Annotated in this window: 17 protein-coding genes; 10 read left to right on the top strand and 7 right to left on the bottom strand. The window is 63.3% G+C overall.

Annotated elements, in window-relative coordinates; translation table 11 throughout:
• The 5 genes from EOA36_RS08680 to EOA36_RS08700 all read left to right on the top strand — a co-directional run.
• The coding region (locus EOA36_RS08680) for a helix-turn-helix domain-containing protein (protein WP_245464292.1) at positions 1-497 on the top strand (497 nt) is incomplete at its 5' end.
• A gap of 200 nt (positions 498-697) precedes the next feature.
• Positions 698-1,816, top strand: a complete 1,119-nt coding sequence (gene dnaN, locus EOA36_RS08685) for a DNA polymerase III subunit beta (RefSeq protein WP_127276856.1) — start codon at positions 698-700, stop codon at positions 1,814-1,816.
• A gap of 74 nt (positions 1,817-1,890) precedes the next feature.
• The gene (recF, locus tag EOA36_RS08690) at positions 1,891-3,030 is read left to right on the top strand and encodes a DNA replication/repair protein RecF (RefSeq protein WP_127276858.1); all 1,140 of its coding nucleotides are present in this window, start codon (positions 1,891-1,893) and stop codon (positions 3,028-3,030) included.
• Positions 3,031-3,061: 31 nt separating this feature from the next.
• Positions 3,062-3,814 (top strand): molybdopterin-synthase adenylyltransferase MoeB, encoded by a 753-nt coding sequence (locus EOA36_RS08695; protein ID WP_127276860.1) that lies wholly within the window; start codon positions 3,062-3,064, stop codon positions 3,812-3,814.
• Positions 3,815-3,816: 2 nt separating this feature from the next.
• Positions 3,817-4,302, top strand: a complete 486-nt coding sequence (locus tag EOA36_RS08700; protein ID WP_245464293.1) for a GNAT family N-acetyltransferase — start codon at positions 3,817-3,819, stop codon at positions 4,300-4,302.
• Positions 4,303-4,344: 42 nt separating this feature from the next.
• Here the strand turns inward: EOA36_RS08700 and EOA36_RS08705 are convergent, their stop codons facing one another.
• A complete protein-coding gene (locus EOA36_RS08705; protein ID WP_127276862.1) occupies positions 4,345-5,346 on the bottom strand; it encodes a D-glycerate dehydrogenase in 1,002 nt (333 codons plus the stop codon).
• Positions 5,347-5,495: 149 nt separating this feature from the next.
• On the opposite strand from EOA36_RS08705, the gene EOA36_RS08710 reads away from it, so the two are divergent.
• Positions 5,496-6,056 carry an SH3 domain-containing protein gene (locus EOA36_RS08710; protein ID WP_127276864.1) on the top strand — a complete coding sequence of 187 codons (561 nt, stop codon included), beginning with the start codon at positions 5,496-5,498 and terminating at the stop codon, positions 6,054-6,056.
• On the opposite strand, the gene EOA36_RS08715 is transcribed toward EOA36_RS08710, so the two are convergent.
• A complete protein-coding gene (locus EOA36_RS08715) occupies positions 6,046-6,426 on the bottom strand; it encodes a DUF4260 domain-containing protein (RefSeq protein WP_127276866.1) in 381 nt (126 codons plus the stop codon). The genes EOA36_RS08710 and EOA36_RS08715 overlap by 11 nt on opposite strands.
• Positions 6,427-6,454: 28 nt before the next feature.
• Positions 6,455-6,886 (bottom strand): iron response transcriptional regulator IrrA, encoded by a 432-nt coding sequence (gene irrA / locus EOA36_RS08720; protein WP_027142023.1) that lies wholly within the window; start codon positions 6,884-6,886, stop codon positions 6,455-6,457.
• Positions 6,887-7,127: 241 nt separating this feature from the next.
• Between irrA and fabA the strand changes: the two genes are divergently transcribed.
• From fabA to EOA36_RS08740, 4 genes are all read left to right on the top strand, one after another.
• Complete coding sequence (fabA, locus tag EOA36_RS08725) at positions 7,128-7,646, top strand: 3-hydroxyacyl-[acyl-carrier-protein] dehydratase FabA (RefSeq protein WP_127276870.1); 519 nt, start codon at positions 7,128-7,130, stop codon at positions 7,644-7,646.
• 49 nt (positions 7,647-7,695) lie between these two features.
• The gene (gene fabB, locus EOA36_RS08730) at positions 7,696-8,916 is read left to right on the top strand and encodes a beta-ketoacyl-ACP synthase I (RefSeq protein ID WP_127276872.1); all 1,221 of its coding nucleotides are present in this window, start codon (positions 7,696-7,698) and stop codon (positions 8,914-8,916) included.
• 29 nt (positions 8,917-8,945) lie between these two features.
• Complete coding sequence (fabI, locus tag EOA36_RS08735; RefSeq protein WP_127276874.1) at positions 8,946-9,758, top strand: enoyl-ACP reductase FabI; 813 nt, start codon at positions 8,946-8,948, stop codon at positions 9,756-9,758.
• A 129-nt stretch (positions 9,759-9,887) separates the two neighbouring features.
• On the top strand, positions 9,888-11,432 hold the full coding sequence (locus tag EOA36_RS08740) for a bifunctional diguanylate cyclase/phosphodiesterase (RefSeq protein WP_127276876.1): 1,545 nt from the start codon (positions 9,888-9,890) through the stop codon (positions 11,430-11,432).
• 16 nt (positions 11,433-11,448) lie between these two features.
• Here EOA36_RS08740 and EOA36_RS08745 read toward each other — a convergent pair whose 3' ends face one another.
• The 4 genes from EOA36_RS08745 to corA form a co-directional block, all read right to left on the bottom strand.
• Complete coding sequence (locus tag EOA36_RS08745; RefSeq protein WP_127276878.1) at positions 11,449-12,456, bottom strand: class I SAM-dependent methyltransferase; 1,008 nt, start codon at positions 12,454-12,456, stop codon at positions 11,449-11,451.
• A 68-nt stretch (positions 12,457-12,524) separates the two neighbouring features.
• Entirely contained in the window at positions 12,525-14,672 is a 2,148-nt protein-coding gene (gene pnp, locus EOA36_RS08750; RefSeq protein WP_127276880.1) for a polyribonucleotide nucleotidyltransferase, read from the bottom strand.
• Between the two features lie 279 nt (positions 14,673-14,951).
• A complete protein-coding gene (rpsO, locus tag EOA36_RS38775; RefSeq protein ID WP_281040046.1) occupies positions 14,952-15,392 on the bottom strand; it encodes a 30S ribosomal protein S15 in 441 nt (146 codons plus the stop codon).
• 21 nt (positions 15,393-15,413) lie between these two features.
• Positions 15,414-16,472 (bottom strand): magnesium/cobalt transporter CorA, encoded by a 1,059-nt coding sequence (gene corA / locus EOA36_RS08760; RefSeq protein WP_127276882.1) that lies wholly within the window; start codon positions 16,470-16,472, stop codon positions 15,414-15,416.
• Position 16,473 lies beyond the last annotated feature (1 nt).

The following is a 16,473-nucleotide window of genomic DNA, read 5'->3' on the forward strand; positions in this document are numbered from 1 at the left end:
TGGCCACAGCCAGGATCGACGATGCATCGCTCGACATTTCCGAAGAGATCCTCAACCACGTTGCCCGCACCGTGACTGGTAGCGGACGCGAACTGGAAGGCGCCTTCAACCAGCTCCTGTTTCGCCAGTCGTTCGAACCGCAGATCACAATCGACCGCATCGACGAGATTCTCGGCCACATCTATCGCACCGGCGAGCCGAAGCGGGTCCGCATCGAGGATATTCAGCGCATCGTGGCGCGCCACTACAACGTCTCGAAGACGGAACTTTTGTCCAACCGGCGCACACGCACCATCGTCAAGCCGCGGCAGGTCGCGATGTATCTGTCGAAGGTGATGACGCCGCGCTCGCTGCCGGAAATCGGACGGCGCTTCGGCGGCCGCGACCACACGACGGTGCTGCACGCCGTGCGCAAGATCGAGGATCTTTCCGGCAATGACAACACGCTGGCGCAGGAACTGGAATTGCTGAGAAGGCTGATCAACGACCAGGCCTGAGCGGCCGAAAACCGCCCGCTCGTGGGGTTGGCCAGCTTTATCCCCAGAAAGCCCGCGTAACCGGCCCGAACCGGTGGCGCGGGCTTGCGTTCACTGGTTTTTTCCTGTCAGTTTGCGTAGATTCTGAAGCCTGTTCAGAGCTTTCGCGGGGCGCCGGTAGCCGGAGACCCGTTCATTCATTCAAGCGAGCCTGTTTCGTCATGCGTGTTATCCTGGAACGGTCAAATCTCCTGAAGTCGCTCAACCACGTGCACCGCGTGGTCGAACGGCGCAACACCATACCGATCCTGTCCAACGTGCTGCTCAGCGCCGAAGGCGCCAGCCTCGAAATGAAGGCCACCGACCTCGACCTGGAGGTGACGGAAGCGACGCCCGCCAAGGTCGAGCGCGGCGGCGCGACGACGGTCCCCGCGCACCTGCTCTATGACATCGTGCGCAAGCTTTCCGACGGCGCCGAGGTGATGCTGAAGACGGATGAGGACGGCAACGCCATGACGGTGACGTCGGGCCGCTCCAGCTTCCGCCTGCAGTGCCTGCCGCAATCCGACTTTCCCGAGCTTTCGGCCGGATCCTTCTCGCACATCTTCCGCCTCGACTCGGTGGCGCTGAAGGGCCTGATCGAGAAGACGCAGTTCGCCATCTCCACCGAGGAGACGCGCTACTATCTCAACGGCATCTACCTGCACACGCATGAAGTCGGCGGCAAGCTGAAGCTGCGCTCGGTGGCGACCGACGGCCACCGCCTGGCGCGCGCCGAGATCGACGCACCGGCTGGCTCCGAGGGCATGCCGGGCATCATCATTCCGCGCAAGACGGTAAGTGAACTGCAAAAGCTGGTCGACGATCCGGATGTCGCCGTGACCACCGAATTGTCCGACACCAAGATCCGCTTCACCATCGGCAGCGTCGTGCTGACCTCGAAGCTGATCGACGGCACCTTCCCCGACTATCAGCGGGTCATCCCGACCGGCAACGACAAGAAGCTGATCCTCGACCGCCAGAGCTTCGCCGCCGCGGTCGACCGCGTCTCGACCATCTCCTCCGAACGCGGCCGCGCGGTGAAGCTCTCGATCAGCGAAGGCCAGGTGACGCTTGCCGTCAACAATCCGGATTCGGGCAGCGCAACGGAAGAACTGGCGGCAGACTATTCGGCCGACCCGATCGAGATCGGCTTCAATGCCAAATATCTGCTCGATGTCGCCGCGCAGCTGACCGGCACGGAAGCCAAATTCATGCTGGCCGATGCCGGTTCACCGACGCTGATCCACGACATGGCCGACGAGACCGCGCTTTACGTGCTGATGCCGATGCGGGTATAGCCGGCGCGGCGGCGCCTGGCGAATACGGCCGGCGGCGGGCGTTGGTTGCGGTGACTTCCACGGGCGGATAGCGGTTGCCGGCACAAACCCATATAAGTAAGCTTACGCTTACCAATTTTCGTAACTACGCGACCCTGGCGATAGATGTTGCGCCGGGCGCCGTGGTCTTTTCGGGCGACAATGGTGCCGGCAAGACCAATCTCCTCGAAGCGATCTCCTTTCTGACGCCCGGGCGCGGCTTGCGCCGCGCACCTTACGGGGATGTGGCACGTGAGGGTGGCGATGGCGGCTTTGCCCTGCATGCCCGGCTCGACGGGCCTGACGGCGAGGTCGAGATCGGCACGGGCATCTCCGGGGGCGACACGGCGGAAAGCGGCAGGCGGGTGCGTATAAACGGAGCCGCCGCGCGGGCCGAGGGCATGCTGGAATGGCTGCGGGTCGTGTGGCTGACGCCGGCGATGGATTCGTTGTTCACCGGACCTGCCGCGGATCGCCGGCGCTTTCTCGACCGGCTGGTGCTGGCGATCGATCCCGGACATGGCCAGCGAGCGCTCGACTACGAGAAGGCGATGCGGGGCCGTAACCGTTTGCTGACGGAAGGCTCGCGGGATGTCGGCTGGTTCGAGGCGATAGAGACGCAGATGGCAGAGACCGGCGTGGCGATCGCCGCGGCGCGCGCCGAAATGGTGCGGCTGCTGGCCGCCATGATCGGCAGGCTGCCCGACACCGGACCGTTTCCGCAGGCCGATATCGGCCTTTCAGGTGACCTGGAGGCCGAGATTGCCGGCGCACCGGCGGTCGACGTCGAGGAGCGGTTCCGGCGGGCGCTTGCCGATGGCCGAGACCGTGACCGCGCCGCCGGACGCACCCTCGAAGGCCCGCACCGCTCAGACCTCATGGTCCGGCACCGGCCCAAGGCGATGCCGGCCGAACTCTGCTCGACCGGCGAACAGAAGGCACTGCTGATCGGCATCGTGCTGTCGCATGCCCGGCTGACCGGGGAAATGTCCGGGCTGACGCCGATCCTGCTGCTCGACGAGATCGCGGCGCATCTCGACGGCGGACGGCGCGCGGCACTGTTCGCGATCCTGGAGGAACTGAACTGCCAGGCTTTCATGACGGGAACCGATGCGGCGTTGTTTTCCAGCCTGCATGGCCGAGCGCAGTTCCTGACTGTCGACCATGGTACGGTTGGGCCAACCGAAGACCCCTGACAAGCTTTTTCGACCACTATATGGTCCCGATATGACCACAGCGCTCACCGCCGACGAGATCGAACGCTATGCCCGCCACATCGTGCTGCCCGAGGTCGGCGGCGCGGGCCAGCAGAAGCTCAAGCAGGCGCGGGTCCTGGTGATCGGCGCCGGCGGGCTCGGTGCGCCGGTGCTTGAATATCTCGCAGCGGCCGGCGTCGGTACGCTCGGCGTGGTCGACGACGACACCGTTTCTCTCTCCAACCTGCAGCGCCAGGTCATCCATGGCACCGATACGATCGGCATGCTGAAGACCCAGAGCGCCGAGGCGGCGATCGCTCGCATCAATCCCAACATATCAGTCGAAACGCACACATTCCGGCTGACCGCCGAGAACGCCCCCGCCCTCGTCGCCAGGTACGATGTCGTCGTCGATGGGTCCGACAATTTCGAGACGCGTTATGTGGTGGCCGATGCCTGCGCCAGCCAAGAGAAGCCGCTGGTGCATGCAGCCGTTGGACGCTTCGATGGCTCGGTGACCGTGCTGAAGCCTTTCGAAAACGGCAGTGACGGCAAGCCAAACCCGAGCTATCGGGATCTGTTTCCCGAGGCCCCGCCGCCGGGGCTTGTGCCGTCCTGCGCCGAGGCGGGGGTGCTCGGAGCGCTGACCGGGGTCGTCGGCACGCTGCAGGCGATGGAGGCGATCAAGCTGATCACCGGCATAGGCGAGCCGCTGATCGGCCGGCTGCTGCTCTATGATGCGCTGGCCGCGCGCTTCGAGACGATCCGCTACAAGAGACGCTGATCTTGGAACATTCCCATGTTTCGATCACGCGGATCCCAGCCGATTTCGGCCGCTGGGGTGATGTGCTTGCCCTCATCATGGGTGCCTTCGCCTTTATGGACGGCATCATCGACCCGCCGTCGTCGGCTCACCTGCTCACAGCCGATGCGCTGCGCACCAAGGCGCTGCGGGAGACCGGCTTCCTGGCACTCGACGGCGACAGGATCGTGGGCTGCGTTTTTGCTCTTGAAAGAGCTGACGGTCTTTATGTCGGCAAGCTCGCCGTCGCCCCGGACCGCCAGGGGCACGGCATTGGCCGACGGCTGATGCAAGCGGCCGAAGATCTGGCCCGCAGCCGCGGCAAGGCCGCCATCGAGCTCGAGACGAGGATCGAGCTCACCACCAATCATGCCGCCTTCGCCCGGCTCGGATTTCGCGAAACCGGACGGACGGCGCATGACGGCTATGACAGGCCGACCTCCATCACCATGCGCAAAACGATCTCGTAAGCGTCGCGTTACATTGAACGGCGAGCCTGCGCCTGGACAGTTTCAGGTCCTGAGCGGCAGCACGCGGTCCGGCGGACGATGGCCGTCGACGAAGGCGCGGATATTGATGATGACCTTCTCGCCCATGTCGATGCGGCCCTCGAGCGTGGCCGAGCCCATATGCGGCAGAAGCACGACCTTGTTCCTGGCGGCGAGTTTCAAGAGCTTGGCGTTAAGGGCCGGCTCGTGCTCGTAGACGTCGAGGCCGGCGCCGGCGATCTTGCCGTCCTGGATGAGCTTGACCAGCGCTTCTTCGTCGATGATGTCGCCGCGGGCGGTGTTGACGATATAGGCGGTGGGCTGCAGCAACGCCAGCCGCCGGGCCGACAGAAGATGGAAGGTTGCCGGCGTCGACGGACAATTGACCGAGATGATGTCCATGCGGGCCAGCATCTGGTCGAGACTCTCCCAATAGGTCGCCTCCAACCCATCCTCGACCGCAGGCAGCACGCGGTGCCGGTTGTGATAGTGGATGGACAGCCCGAAGGCCTTGGCCCGCCTGGCAACGGCGGTGCCGATGCGGCCCATGCCGACAATGCCGAGCCGCTTGCCCCAGATGCGCCGGCCAAGCATCCAGGTCGGCGACCAGCCGGCCCATTTCTTGTCGCCCGTGAGCACGTTGGCGCCTTCCGCCAGCCGGCGCGGCACAGCCAGCATCAATGCCATGGTCATGTCGGCGGTATCTTCGGTGAGCACGTTGGGCGTGTTGGTGACGGTGATGCCTTTCTTGGCCGCCGCCGCCACGTCGATCTTGTCGACGCCGTTGCCGAAATTGGCGATCAGCTTGAGGTTGTCGCCGGCCTGGGCGATCAATGCGGCATCGATGTGGTCGGTCACGGTCGGCACCAGCACGTCGGCTTCCTTGACCGCGGCGACCAGTTCCGGCTGCGTCATCGGCCGGTCCTCGACATTCAGCCTTGCGTCGAACAGTTCGCGCATGCGGGTCTCGACCGGGTCGGGCAGCTTTCGCGTGATGACCACGAGAGGCTTCTTTTTGCCTGGCATTGTTTCCCTCGTTGAGACCTCTTTAACCAAGACCGGCGAAACTGAAAGCTGGTCGCGGTAGCCGATTTTACCCATGTAACAAGCGGTGCCGCCGAAGACAAAGAAAAAGGGGTGCCGCAGCCGTCGGGCCGGCGCCGAAAGGAACGAAAGTGTCTGGTTTCGCGTCGCTTCGCCTGGCCCTCAGCGCAGCATTTCTCGGCGCTCTCCTCTATTCTCCGCTTGCCGGCGCGCAGAGCGCGGCCGCCCCTGCCCAGAGCGCCATCACGCTCGGACCGAGTGGGCTGCCGCTGCCGCGATTCGTCAGCCTGAAATCCGGCCGCGTCAACTCGCGCGTCGGCCCCGGCGCCAACTATTCGGTGGACTGGATGTATATGAAGGCTGGCCTGCCGATGGAGATCATCCAGGAGTTCGATACGTGGCGGCGCGTGCGCGACGCCGATGGCTCGGAAGGATGGATCAACCAGTCGCTGCTGTCGGGCCGGCGCACGGCGATCATCGCGCCCTGGCAGCGCGGCAAGGGCGGCCAGGTCAATCTTCTGAAAGGTCCCGACAAGGATGCCAGGGTGGTGGCGATCGTCGAACCGGGCGTTATGGGCACGATCAAGTCCTGCGACGGCCAATGGTGCGAAATGACGCTCGACGGCCACACCGGCTGGCTTGCCCAGTCGGTCGTCTGGGGCGCCTATCCGGGCGAGCGGGTCAAGGACTGAACGTCTCGCGTTTGCGCCCGATAGGGCCAAGATGGGTGTCCTGAAACCCCGTTGACAGCTTCAAGCCGTAACCCAGTGCACGGTCGATTGCGATATGAGCGATCCAGATCAGTGCGATGGCGCTGCCGACCGCACTGCCGGCGAGATGCCCGGCAAGCAGCAGAAGCACCGGTACGATCAGAATGTGCAAGGCGTTGTAGGCAAGGGCGCCGATGCGAGGTCCACCGAGATAACCCAGCATCGACAGGTCCGGCGCCAGGATGAGCAACGCGAAAAGCCACCAGGAAACGCCCGTCGCGCCATAGAAGACGATTGCGGCAACCGCCACGACGGCCCATTCGAGCCGCACTATCCAATCCAAGGGTTTCATCCCACACCGATTGTTCCGGCTTCGCCGGTCATTCCGGACGCTTGGGACGCAGCCTCACCACGATATCGACATTGGCGATTTCCATGCCCTCGGGCGGGTCCGGCAGGTTGGTGACCGTGACCGGGCCGTTGGCGATGTCGAAAATCCTGTTTTCGCCTTCGATATAGAAATGGTGGTGATCGGAGGTATTGGTGTCGAAATAGGTCTTGGAACCTTCGACGGCGAGGATACGCAGCAGCCCCGCCTGGGTAAACTGGTGAAGCGCGTTGTAGACGGTGGCCAGCGACACCGGCACGCCGGCGGCCTGCGCCTCCTCGTGCAGTTCCTCAGCCGACAAATGGCGGTCGCCCTTGGCGAAAAGCAGGTCGGCCAGCGCAATGCGCTGACGCGTCGGCCTCAGGCCGGCTTCACGTACCCGCTTGTCCACAGCGACATTTTCCTTCCGGCAGCCCCGGTCCATCTGGTCTTCCAAGCTCACAGTCCCGCTTCAAGACACGCCCAGAGTGGCAAAAAAATGAATATATGCCGAACCCGGACCCCGGTTGACATATATTCTGTCGCCCGAATGCGATCAATAGCGCGCATTGACCCGGGCAGACTGGCGGGTTAAGCGCAAACGCCGGTTTCCGGCCTGAAACAGATTGTGTTAGGACACCAACGACAAGGGCGCGCTACCGCCCGGACGATATGGGGAGAAATTGATGGCGGGTTCGAAATCCAGCTACGACTACGAAGAATTGCTGGCCTGCGCCCGTGGCGAGCTGTTCGGAGAGGGCAATGCCCAGCTGCCCTACCCGCCGATGCTGATGTTCGACCGTATCACCGAAGTCAGCGAGACCGGCGGCGCCTTCGACAAGGGTTTCATCCGCGCCGAATTCGATATCAAGCCCGACCTGTGGTTTTTTGCCTGCCATTTCATCGGCAATCCGATCATGCCTGGCTGCCTCGGCCTGGACGCCCTGTGGCAATTGACAGGCTTCTATCTCGGCTGGCTCGGCGAACCCGGCAAGGGAATGGCGCTGTCGACCGGAGAGGTCAAGTTCAAGGGCATGGTCACGCCATCGGTCAAGAAGGTCGAGTATGGCGTGGATTTCAAGCGTGTAATGCGCGGCCGGCTGGTGCTCGGCATCGCTGATGGCTGGATGAAGGCGGATGGTGAGCCCATATATGCGGCGACGGACCTGAAGGTCGGTCTGTCAAAGCAGTCGGCGGTCGCTTGACCGCAGCCCTGGCCCGCACACTGGCCAGCATCCCTGGAAGGAGTTGCGAATGAGACGTGTCGTAGTCACAGGCCTCGGCATCGTGTCGTCGATCGGCAACAATGCCAATGAGGTGCAGACCTCGCTGCATGACGCCAGATCCGGCATCAACTTTTCCGATTCCTTCGCGGAGCATGGCTTCCGCTGCCAGGTCTGGGGCGCGCCGACGCTCGACCCTTCCGCCATGATCGACCGCCGCGCGATGCGCTTCCTGAGCCAGGGCGCGGCCTGGAATCACGTTGCCATGGACCAGGCGATCGCGGATGCAGGCCTCGGCGAGAGCGACATCACCAACGAGCGCACCGGCATCGTCATGGGTTCGGGCGGTCCTTCCACCCGCACCATCGTCGAGGCCGCCGAGACCACGCTCAAGAACGGCAGCCCCAAGCGCATCGGTCCCTTCGCGGTGCCGAAGGCGATGTCGTCGACCGCGTCGGCGACGCTGGCCACCTGGTTCAAGATCCATGGCGTCAACTATTCGATCTCGTCGGCCTGCTCGACCTCGGCGCATTGCATCGGCAATGGTTACGAATTGATCCAGTGGGGCAAGCAGGACATGGTCTTTGCCGGCGGCCACGAGGATCTCGACTGGACGATGTCGGACCTGTTCGACGCCATGGGCGCCATGTCGTCGAAGTTCAACGACAGGGCCTCCACCGCATCGCGCGCCTATGACGCCAATCGCGACGGCTTCGTCATCGCCGGCGGCGCCGGCGTGCTGGTCCTGGAAGAGCTGGAACACGCCAAGGCGCGCGGCGCCAAGATCTACGCCGAGATCGTCGGCTATGGCGCGACGTCGGACGGCTACGACATGGTGGCGCCCTCGGGCGAAGGCGCGGTTCGCTGCATGCGCCAGGCGCTGGCGACGGTCTCCACGCCGGTCGACTACATCAACACCCACGGCACCTCGACCCCGGTCGGTGATTCCAAGGAAATGGGCGCGATCCGTGAAGTGTTCGGCGAGAAGATGCCGTTCATCACGTCGACGAAATCGCTGACCGGCCATTCCCTGGGCGCGGCCGGTGTGCAGGAATCCATCTATTCGATCCTGATGATGCAAGGCGGCTTCATCGGAGAAAGCGCCCATATCGAGACGCTCGATCCGGAATTCGAGGGCATGCCGATCGTGCGCAAGCGCATCGACAACGCCGCGATCGACACCGTTCTGTCGAATTCCTTCGGTTTCGGCGGCACCAACGCAACGCTCGTTTTCCAGCGCTATTCCGCATAGGGCCAAGTTTTACATAAGGATTGCCGGCCATGGACGGATTGATGAAGGGCAAGCGCGGGCTTGTCATGGGTGTCGCCAACGATCATTCGATCGCCTGGGGCATAGCCCGGAAATTATCCGAACATGGGGCGGAACTCGCCTTCACCTACCAGGGCGACGCTTTCGGCCGCCGGGTCAAGCCGCTCGCCGACAAGCTCGGCGCTTCGCTGGTCGTTCCCTGCGACGTCGAGGACAGCGCTTCGGTCGCCGCCACGTTCGAGACGCTTGGCAAGGAATGGGGCGGGTTGGACTTCGTCGTCCATGCCATCGGCTTTTCCGACAAGAACGAGTTGAGGGGCCTCTATGCCGACACCAGCCGGGACAATTTCGTCCGCACCATGGTGATCTCCTGCTATTCCTTCACCGAGGTGGCGCGCAATGCAGCGCCGCTGATGACTGCCGGCGGCTCGATGGTCACGCTGACCTATGCCGGCTCGGTCCGCGTCATGCCGAACTATAATGTCATGGGCGTCGCCAAGGCCGGGCTCGAGGCCAGCGTGCGCTACCTCGCCAATGACTACGGTCCGCGCGGCATCCGCGTCAACGGCATCTCGGCCGGTCCGGTGCGCACACTGGCCGGCGCCGGCATTTCGGACGCCCGCCACATGTTCTCCTACCAGCAGCGCAATTCGCCGTTGCGCCGGACCGTGACGATCGACGAGGTTGGCGGCTCCGCGCTCTATCTCCTGTCCGACCTCGCTTCCGGTGTCACCGGCGAAATCCACTATGTCGATTCCGGCTACCATATCGTCTCGATGCCGGCGCTCGATGAATTGAAGCAGACGGATGGCGGCGGAGACTGAAGAGCGGTCCCGTCAAGCAGGTCCTTTCCCAGTCAAGAAAATAATCCTCTCCAGTAAAATTGAATGCATTCGCGGAAACTCATTTTAAGAGGGTTTCCGCTATAGGGTCTCCGACCTGGGGACCTTTTCATGCCTGCCGTCAGCAACCCGAAGCGAACGCCAGTGTTCCGACTGCTCACGATAGCAAGTTCGGGCATTGGCAGTTTCGTCCTCGGCATCTGGGGCCTGAAGCACGGTCTCGGCGAGGGGTTTGCCGGCATATCAGCTGACATGATGGTCGCGATCATGGCCGCGCTTTGCGCGCTTGCGGCATCGGTGGCGGCAATGTCCTTCTTCGCAGGCATCGATGAATCGGCGGATTTCGTCTTCAATGAAACCCATTTCGACAAGCTGACCGGACTGCTGGCGCGGCCGGCCATGGTCGGCAAGATCGCCGAGGCGGCATGCGCGACAAGCCGTACCGGGGAACCGGTGTTCCTGATCGACATCGACATCGACCGGTTCAAACAGATCAACGACGCGATCGGCTACACCCAGGGCGACGAACTGATCCGCGCCTTCACCAAGCGGCTGCACAGCTGCGTGCCCGCGCGCGCGCCGATCGGACGCATCGGGGCCGGCGAGTTCGCAGTGCTGCTCCCGGACCATCTGATCCAGGGAACCTTGGAAAGCATGGTCGAGAGGCTCATCGACGAAATGATGGAGCCGTATGAACTCAGCAGCCACCAGCAATCGGTGAGCCTGTCGGTCGGCATCGTGGCGATGCCCAAGGACGGTGTCGATCCGGTCCTCATCCTGCGGCGCTCCAACCTGGCGCTGCAGAATGCGCGTGCGAGCGGAGTTGGCAACTGGTCGGTCTTCGACAGCGAGATGGGACGCGTGGCCGACCATCGCCAGTGGGTCGAATCCGAGCTGCACAGCGCCTTTGAACGCGGTGATTTCGACCTGCACTACCAGCCGCAGCTCGACCTCCCGACCGGCCGCATCGTCGGCTACGAGGCGTTGATCCGCTGGCAGCATCCCGAACGCGGCATGATCCCGCCGATGGAGTTCATCCAGATCGCCGAGGAGACCGGCATGATCAACCCGATCGGCGAATGGGTGCTGCGCAAGGCCTGCAGCGATGCCCGCCATCTGCCGGACGACTGTTTCGTCGCCGTCAACATCTCGCCGGTCCAGTTCATGACCAAGGACTTCGTCGGCCTTGTACGCGACACGATGCGGACCACGGGCATCAAGCCGTCACGGCTGGAGCTGGAAGTCACCGAGACGGCGATGATGCAGGACCGCGACCGCGCGGCCGCCATCCTGAAAGAGCTTGCCGAGATGGGCATCTCGGTCGCCGTCGATGATTTCGGCACCGGTTATTCCAACCTCAGCTATCTGATCGACTTCTCGTTCGGCAAGCTGAAGATCGATCGTTCCTTCATCAGCCGCATCGATACCGACGCCAGCTCCGGCGCCGTCGTGTCGACCATCGTCGGGCTGTCGCGGGCGCTCGGCGTCAGCATCATCGCCGAAGGCGTCGAGACCGAAAGCCAGGCGACGCTGCTCAGGGCCGCCGGCTGTGAGGTGGTGCAGGGCTACCTCTTCGGCCGGCCAGCACCGCTCGAGATCAGCGTTGGCGACGGGCATGTCGCAGACGGCATGAGGCGCGTCGCCAACCTGCATTGATGACCCGCCCGCTGCATTACCGGCGCGCCGAAAACACCTTGAACATGCCGTCACGGGCAAGCTCGGCGTGGCTGGTGAAGGCGACCGACAGCACCTGCTCGTAAGGAAGCTGGCGGTTGGCGACCATCAACAGGCGCCCGCCGGGCTTCAGGGCCTTGGCTGCCGCGCGGATCATGCCGGCACCAATCTCAGGCTCCGCCGCACGGCTGCGATGGAAGGGCGGGTTCATGGCGATGACGTCGTATCGGCGCTCGACAGGCTCGGCGAGCAGGTCCGTCCAGAAGAAGCCCTGTGCCAAGGTGTTGCCGAGATTGCCCCTGGCCGCCTCCAGCGCGTCGAAATCGGCCTCGTACAGATCGAGCGACAAGCCCGGCGAGCGGGCGGCCATCTCCGCCGCCACATAGCCCCAGCCGGCGCAGAAATCGGCCGCGCTGCCACGCAGATCGCCTGGCAGGTTGTCGACCAGCAGTTTCGAACCGGCATCGACGCGATCGAAGGAGAACATGCCGGGCTCGGTGTGGAACCGGTCCGCAACCAGCAATGCGGGATTGGCGGCGCGAAGTACGGCGGCGGCCTGCATGTCAGCCGGGCGGCGCAGCCAGAAGGCAATGCCGTGATATTTCGGCATGTGGCCATCGAGCGGCGCAAGATCGCCGACACGCTTGCGCAGGCTGGCAATGCCATCCTCCTTGCCACCGGCAATGACGATCAATCCGCCCTCTGCCACGCGCTCCATAGCCTCGGCGATGCGCAATTCGTTCTGGCCGCGATGGCGGCCGGCGAGCACCAACGCGGCATCAAAACCGTCACCGGCCGATTGCGGCGTGACCGTGAAGCCGGCCGCCTGCAACGCACGGAAATACGGCCGGAAGCCCTGTACGAGATTGAGCGTAGCCTCGAAAGCCGGCGGCAGGCGCAGGCCGGGTTCGGCGCCAAGGAAGAGAACGCGCTGGCCCTGCCGCGGCAAGGAAAGAGCCTCGGCCTCGAACGGGTGAAAAAGCGTCTTCAGCGCTTCAGCGGACATAGCCGTGCTCCATAAACAAAAACGGGCGCGACCTAAGCCGCGCCCGCCTCGTTTTTCCGTCGGACCGATCAGGCGGCGTTTTCTTCGCCTTCGGTCTTCTTGTCGCGGGCGATTTCCTTGCCGGTGGCCTGGTCGACGACCTTCATCGACAGGCGAACCTTGCCGCGCTCGTCGAAGCCCATCAGCTTGACCCAGACCTTGTCGCCTTCCTTGACGACGTCCGAGGTCTTGGCGACCCGGTCGTTGGCGAGCTGCGAGATGTGGACGAGGCCGTCACGCGGACCGAAGAAGTTGACGAAGGCGCCGAAGTCGGCGGTCTTGACGACCGTGCCTTCGTAGATTTCTCCGACTTCCGGCTCGGCGACGATGGTGTGGATCCACTTCTTGGCCGCCTCGATCTCCTTGGCGTTCGAGGAAGCGATCTTGACCGTGCCGTCGTCCTCGATGTTGATCTTGGCGCCGGTCTTCTCGACGATCTCGCGGATGACCTTGCCGCCCGAACCGATGACGTCGCGGATCTTGTCGGTCGGGATGTGCATGACCTCGATGCGCGGCGCGAACTCGCCGAGTTCGGGACGGGCGCCGGTCAGGGCATGGGCCATTTCGCCGAGGATGTGCAGGCGGCCGTCCTTGGCCTGGCCAAGGGCGATCTTCATGATCTCCTCGGTGATGCCATCGATCTTTATGTCCATCTGCAGCGAGGTGATGCCGCCTTCGGTGCCGGCGACCTTGAAGTCCATGTCGCCGAGATGATCTTCGTCCCCAAGGATATCGGAGAGCACGGCGAAGCGCTCGCCTTCCTTGATCAGGCCCATGGCGATGCCGGCAACCGGCTTGGCCAGCGGCACGCCGGCATCCATCAGCGCCAGCGAGGTACCGCAGACGGTGGCCATCGACGACGAACCGTTGGACTCGGTGATCTCCGAGACGACGCGCAGCGTGTAGGGGAACTGGTCAGCGGAGGGCAGCATCGGACGGATGGCGCGCCAGGCGAGCTTGCCGTGGCCGATTTCGCGGCGGCCCGGCGAACCCATGCGGCCGGTCTCACCGACGGAATAGGGAGGGAAGTTGTAGTGAAGGAGGAACTTCTCCTTGTACATGCCGGTCAGGGAATCGACATACTGCTCGTCCTCGCCGGTGCCGAGCGTGGCGACGACCAGCGCCTGGGTCTCGCCGCGGGTGAACAGGGCCGAACCATGGGTGCGCGGCAGGACGCCGACTTCGGAAACGATCTTGCGAACCGTCTTCAGGTCGCGGCCATCGATGCGCGAGCCGGTGTCGAGAATGTTCCAGCGCACGACCTTGGCCTGGAGCTCCTTGAATACCGAGCCGATCTGTTCGGAGGTGTACTTTGCGTCCTCGCCTTCAGCGGGGGCAAACGCGGCCTTGACCTTCGCCTTGACGGCGTCGACCGCGGCGTAACGCTTCTGCTTGTCGACGTTCTTGTAGGCATTGCTGAGCTCGTCGCCGACGATCTTCAGCATCTCGGCCTCAAGCGCGGAATAATCCGGCGCGGTGAAGTCGCGCGGTTCCTTGGCTGCAACTTCGGCCAGCTTGATGATGGCGTCGATGACCGGCTGGAAACCCTTGTGGCCAAACATGACGGCGCCGAGCATCAGCTCTTCGCCAAGTTCCTTGGCTTCCGACTCGACCATCAGCACGGCGTCGGCGGTGCCGGCGACAACGAGGTCGAGCTTGGATTCCTGCATCTCATCGACATGCGGGTTCAGCACATATTCGCCGTTGATGTAACCGACGCGGGCGCCGCCGACCGGGCCCATGAACGGAACGCCGGAGAGCGTCAGGGCCGCCGAGGTGGCGACGATCGACAGGATGTCCGGATCATTTTCGAGATCGTGCTGCACGACGGTGACGACGATCTGCGTGTCGTTCTTGTAGCCGTCGGCGAAGAGCGGGCGGATCGGGCGGTCGATGAGGCGGGAAACCAGCGTTTCCTTTTCGCTCGGACGGCCTTCACGCTTGAAATAGCCGCCCGGGATCTTGCCGGCGGCATAGGTCTTTTCCTGGTAGTTGACGGTCAGCGGAAAGAAATCGAGGCCGGGCTTCGGCTCCTTCATCGAAACGACGGTGGCCAGCACCTTGGTCTCGCCATAAGTGGCGAGCACAGCGCCATCGGCCTGGCGCGCGATCTTGCCGGTTTCCAGGATGAGCGGACGGCCGCCCCATTCGATTTCCACTTTGTGGTGATTGAACATGTCTTGTCCTTAATAAGCGGAAAGGGGCGCGCCGTTTCACGGTGCGCGGATGCCCTTTCCCTGGCTTCCTTTCTCGGGCAGCCACGGGCAAGACAACGGGAAGCTCGGATGATTTAGGCGCGACGAGCGCGCACGAGCGTCCTGCAATCCTGCCCCATGACCGTCCATGGGCGGTTTCGAGTGGCCCTCTGCACGCTCGAAACCGGGTCTGGCCAGCCGACACGGCTGGCAGAATGCGTGACCGGCGGACTTTCCGAAGAAAGTCCGCCGGTCAATTCGTCAACGGCGCAGACCGAGCTTCTCGATCAGTGTCTGATAGCGCGCGTCGTCCTTGCGCTTGAGATAATCAAGCAGGCTGCGGCGCTGGGACACGAGAGCGAGCAGACCACGGCGGGAATGGTTATCCTTCTTGTGGTCCTTAAAATGGTCGGTCAGGTTCTTGATGCGCTCGGAAAGGATGGCCACCTGGACTTCCGGAGACCCGGTATCGCCCTTGGCGGTTGCGAATTCACCCATCAATTCCTGTTTGCGCTCGGCAGTAATCGACATCGTGTTTTTCCTTATCTGTTTGAGGAAACGGGTCGCCCACAGCCGGGATGTCGTCCAGCAGGGGCCGTGCGTGCAAAGCGTCAAGGCGCTATGCTGCGGCGCATATAGTGCAATTCCCCGAAAAACACCAGCCCAATTCACAAGCCGGCTTTGTCGCGGCTTTTGCGGCATGAAAGAAGCCTTTCGCCGTGGCTAAAGCCACTTCTTCCATCTGAAGAAGGCGATCAGCCCGATAGCGACGAGCAGCATGAAGACAAGTGCCGCCGGATAACCATAGTAGGATCGCAGCTCCGGCATGTTCCATGGCGAGGCGTCGGGACTGAAGTTCATGCCCCAGACGCCGACCAGGAAGGTGAGCGGCATGAAGATGACCGAGACGATGGTGAGGTAGCTGATGACGTCGTTGGTGCGCGCCTGGCTCAGCGACAGGTGCATCTCGATCAGCCCGGTCAGCATGTCGCGCTGGGTCTCGACCAGCTCGATCAGCCTGAGCGAATGGTCGAGCGTGTCGTTGAGGAAGACCTTGGTTTCAGCTCTGACATAGGACACATCGTTGCGGATCAGCGTCGCCAGTGCATCGCGCATCGGCCACAGCACGCCTTTCAGGACATTGGCATCGCGCCGCAATTCGTGCAGCTGCCGCATCTGGTGCTTGTGCGTCGAATGCAGCATCTGGTCCTCGATGCTGTCGACCAGGTCGCCGGCAGCCTCGATCGGCGGAAAATAGCTGTCGACGATGGCGTCGATCAGCGCGTAGGCGAGATAGTCGGCGCCGCGTGTGCGCAAGCGGTTGGGCGCCGAACTCTCGATACGCTTGCGCACGGGATCGAAGGGATCGCCCTCGCGCTCCTGGAAGGTGACGACGAAGTTCTCGCCGAGGAAGAGAGCGATCTGCTCGTAACGATGCGACGTGACATCGTCGATCATGCGCACGACGACGAAGGCGTGATCCTCGAAGAAGTCGACTTTCGGCCGCTGGCCGGTGTTGACAACATCCTCCAGCGCCAGCGGATGCAGGCTGAAGATGCGGCCGATCTCCTCGATCAATTGGATGTTGGCGAGGCCGGTGCAGTCGAGCCAGATGACGGGCCATTTCCGGCAATTGGCCTTGACATCGTCGATGCTGGCATTCTCGATGGTCTTGAATTTCTGCGGCGAGATCAAGGTCAGCCGCAATTCGGAGCGCCGCGCCGCCGGATCGGCGATCAGCGTACCGGGCGAGGCGCCGACAGGCGGCCGCCTCGTCTTCACC

Origin of the sequence: Mesorhizobium sp. M8A.F.Ca.ET.021.01.1.1, assembly GCF_003998025.1 — a bacterium.
Lineage (GTDB): Bacteria > Pseudomonadota > Alphaproteobacteria > Rhizobiales > Rhizobiaceae > Mesorhizobium.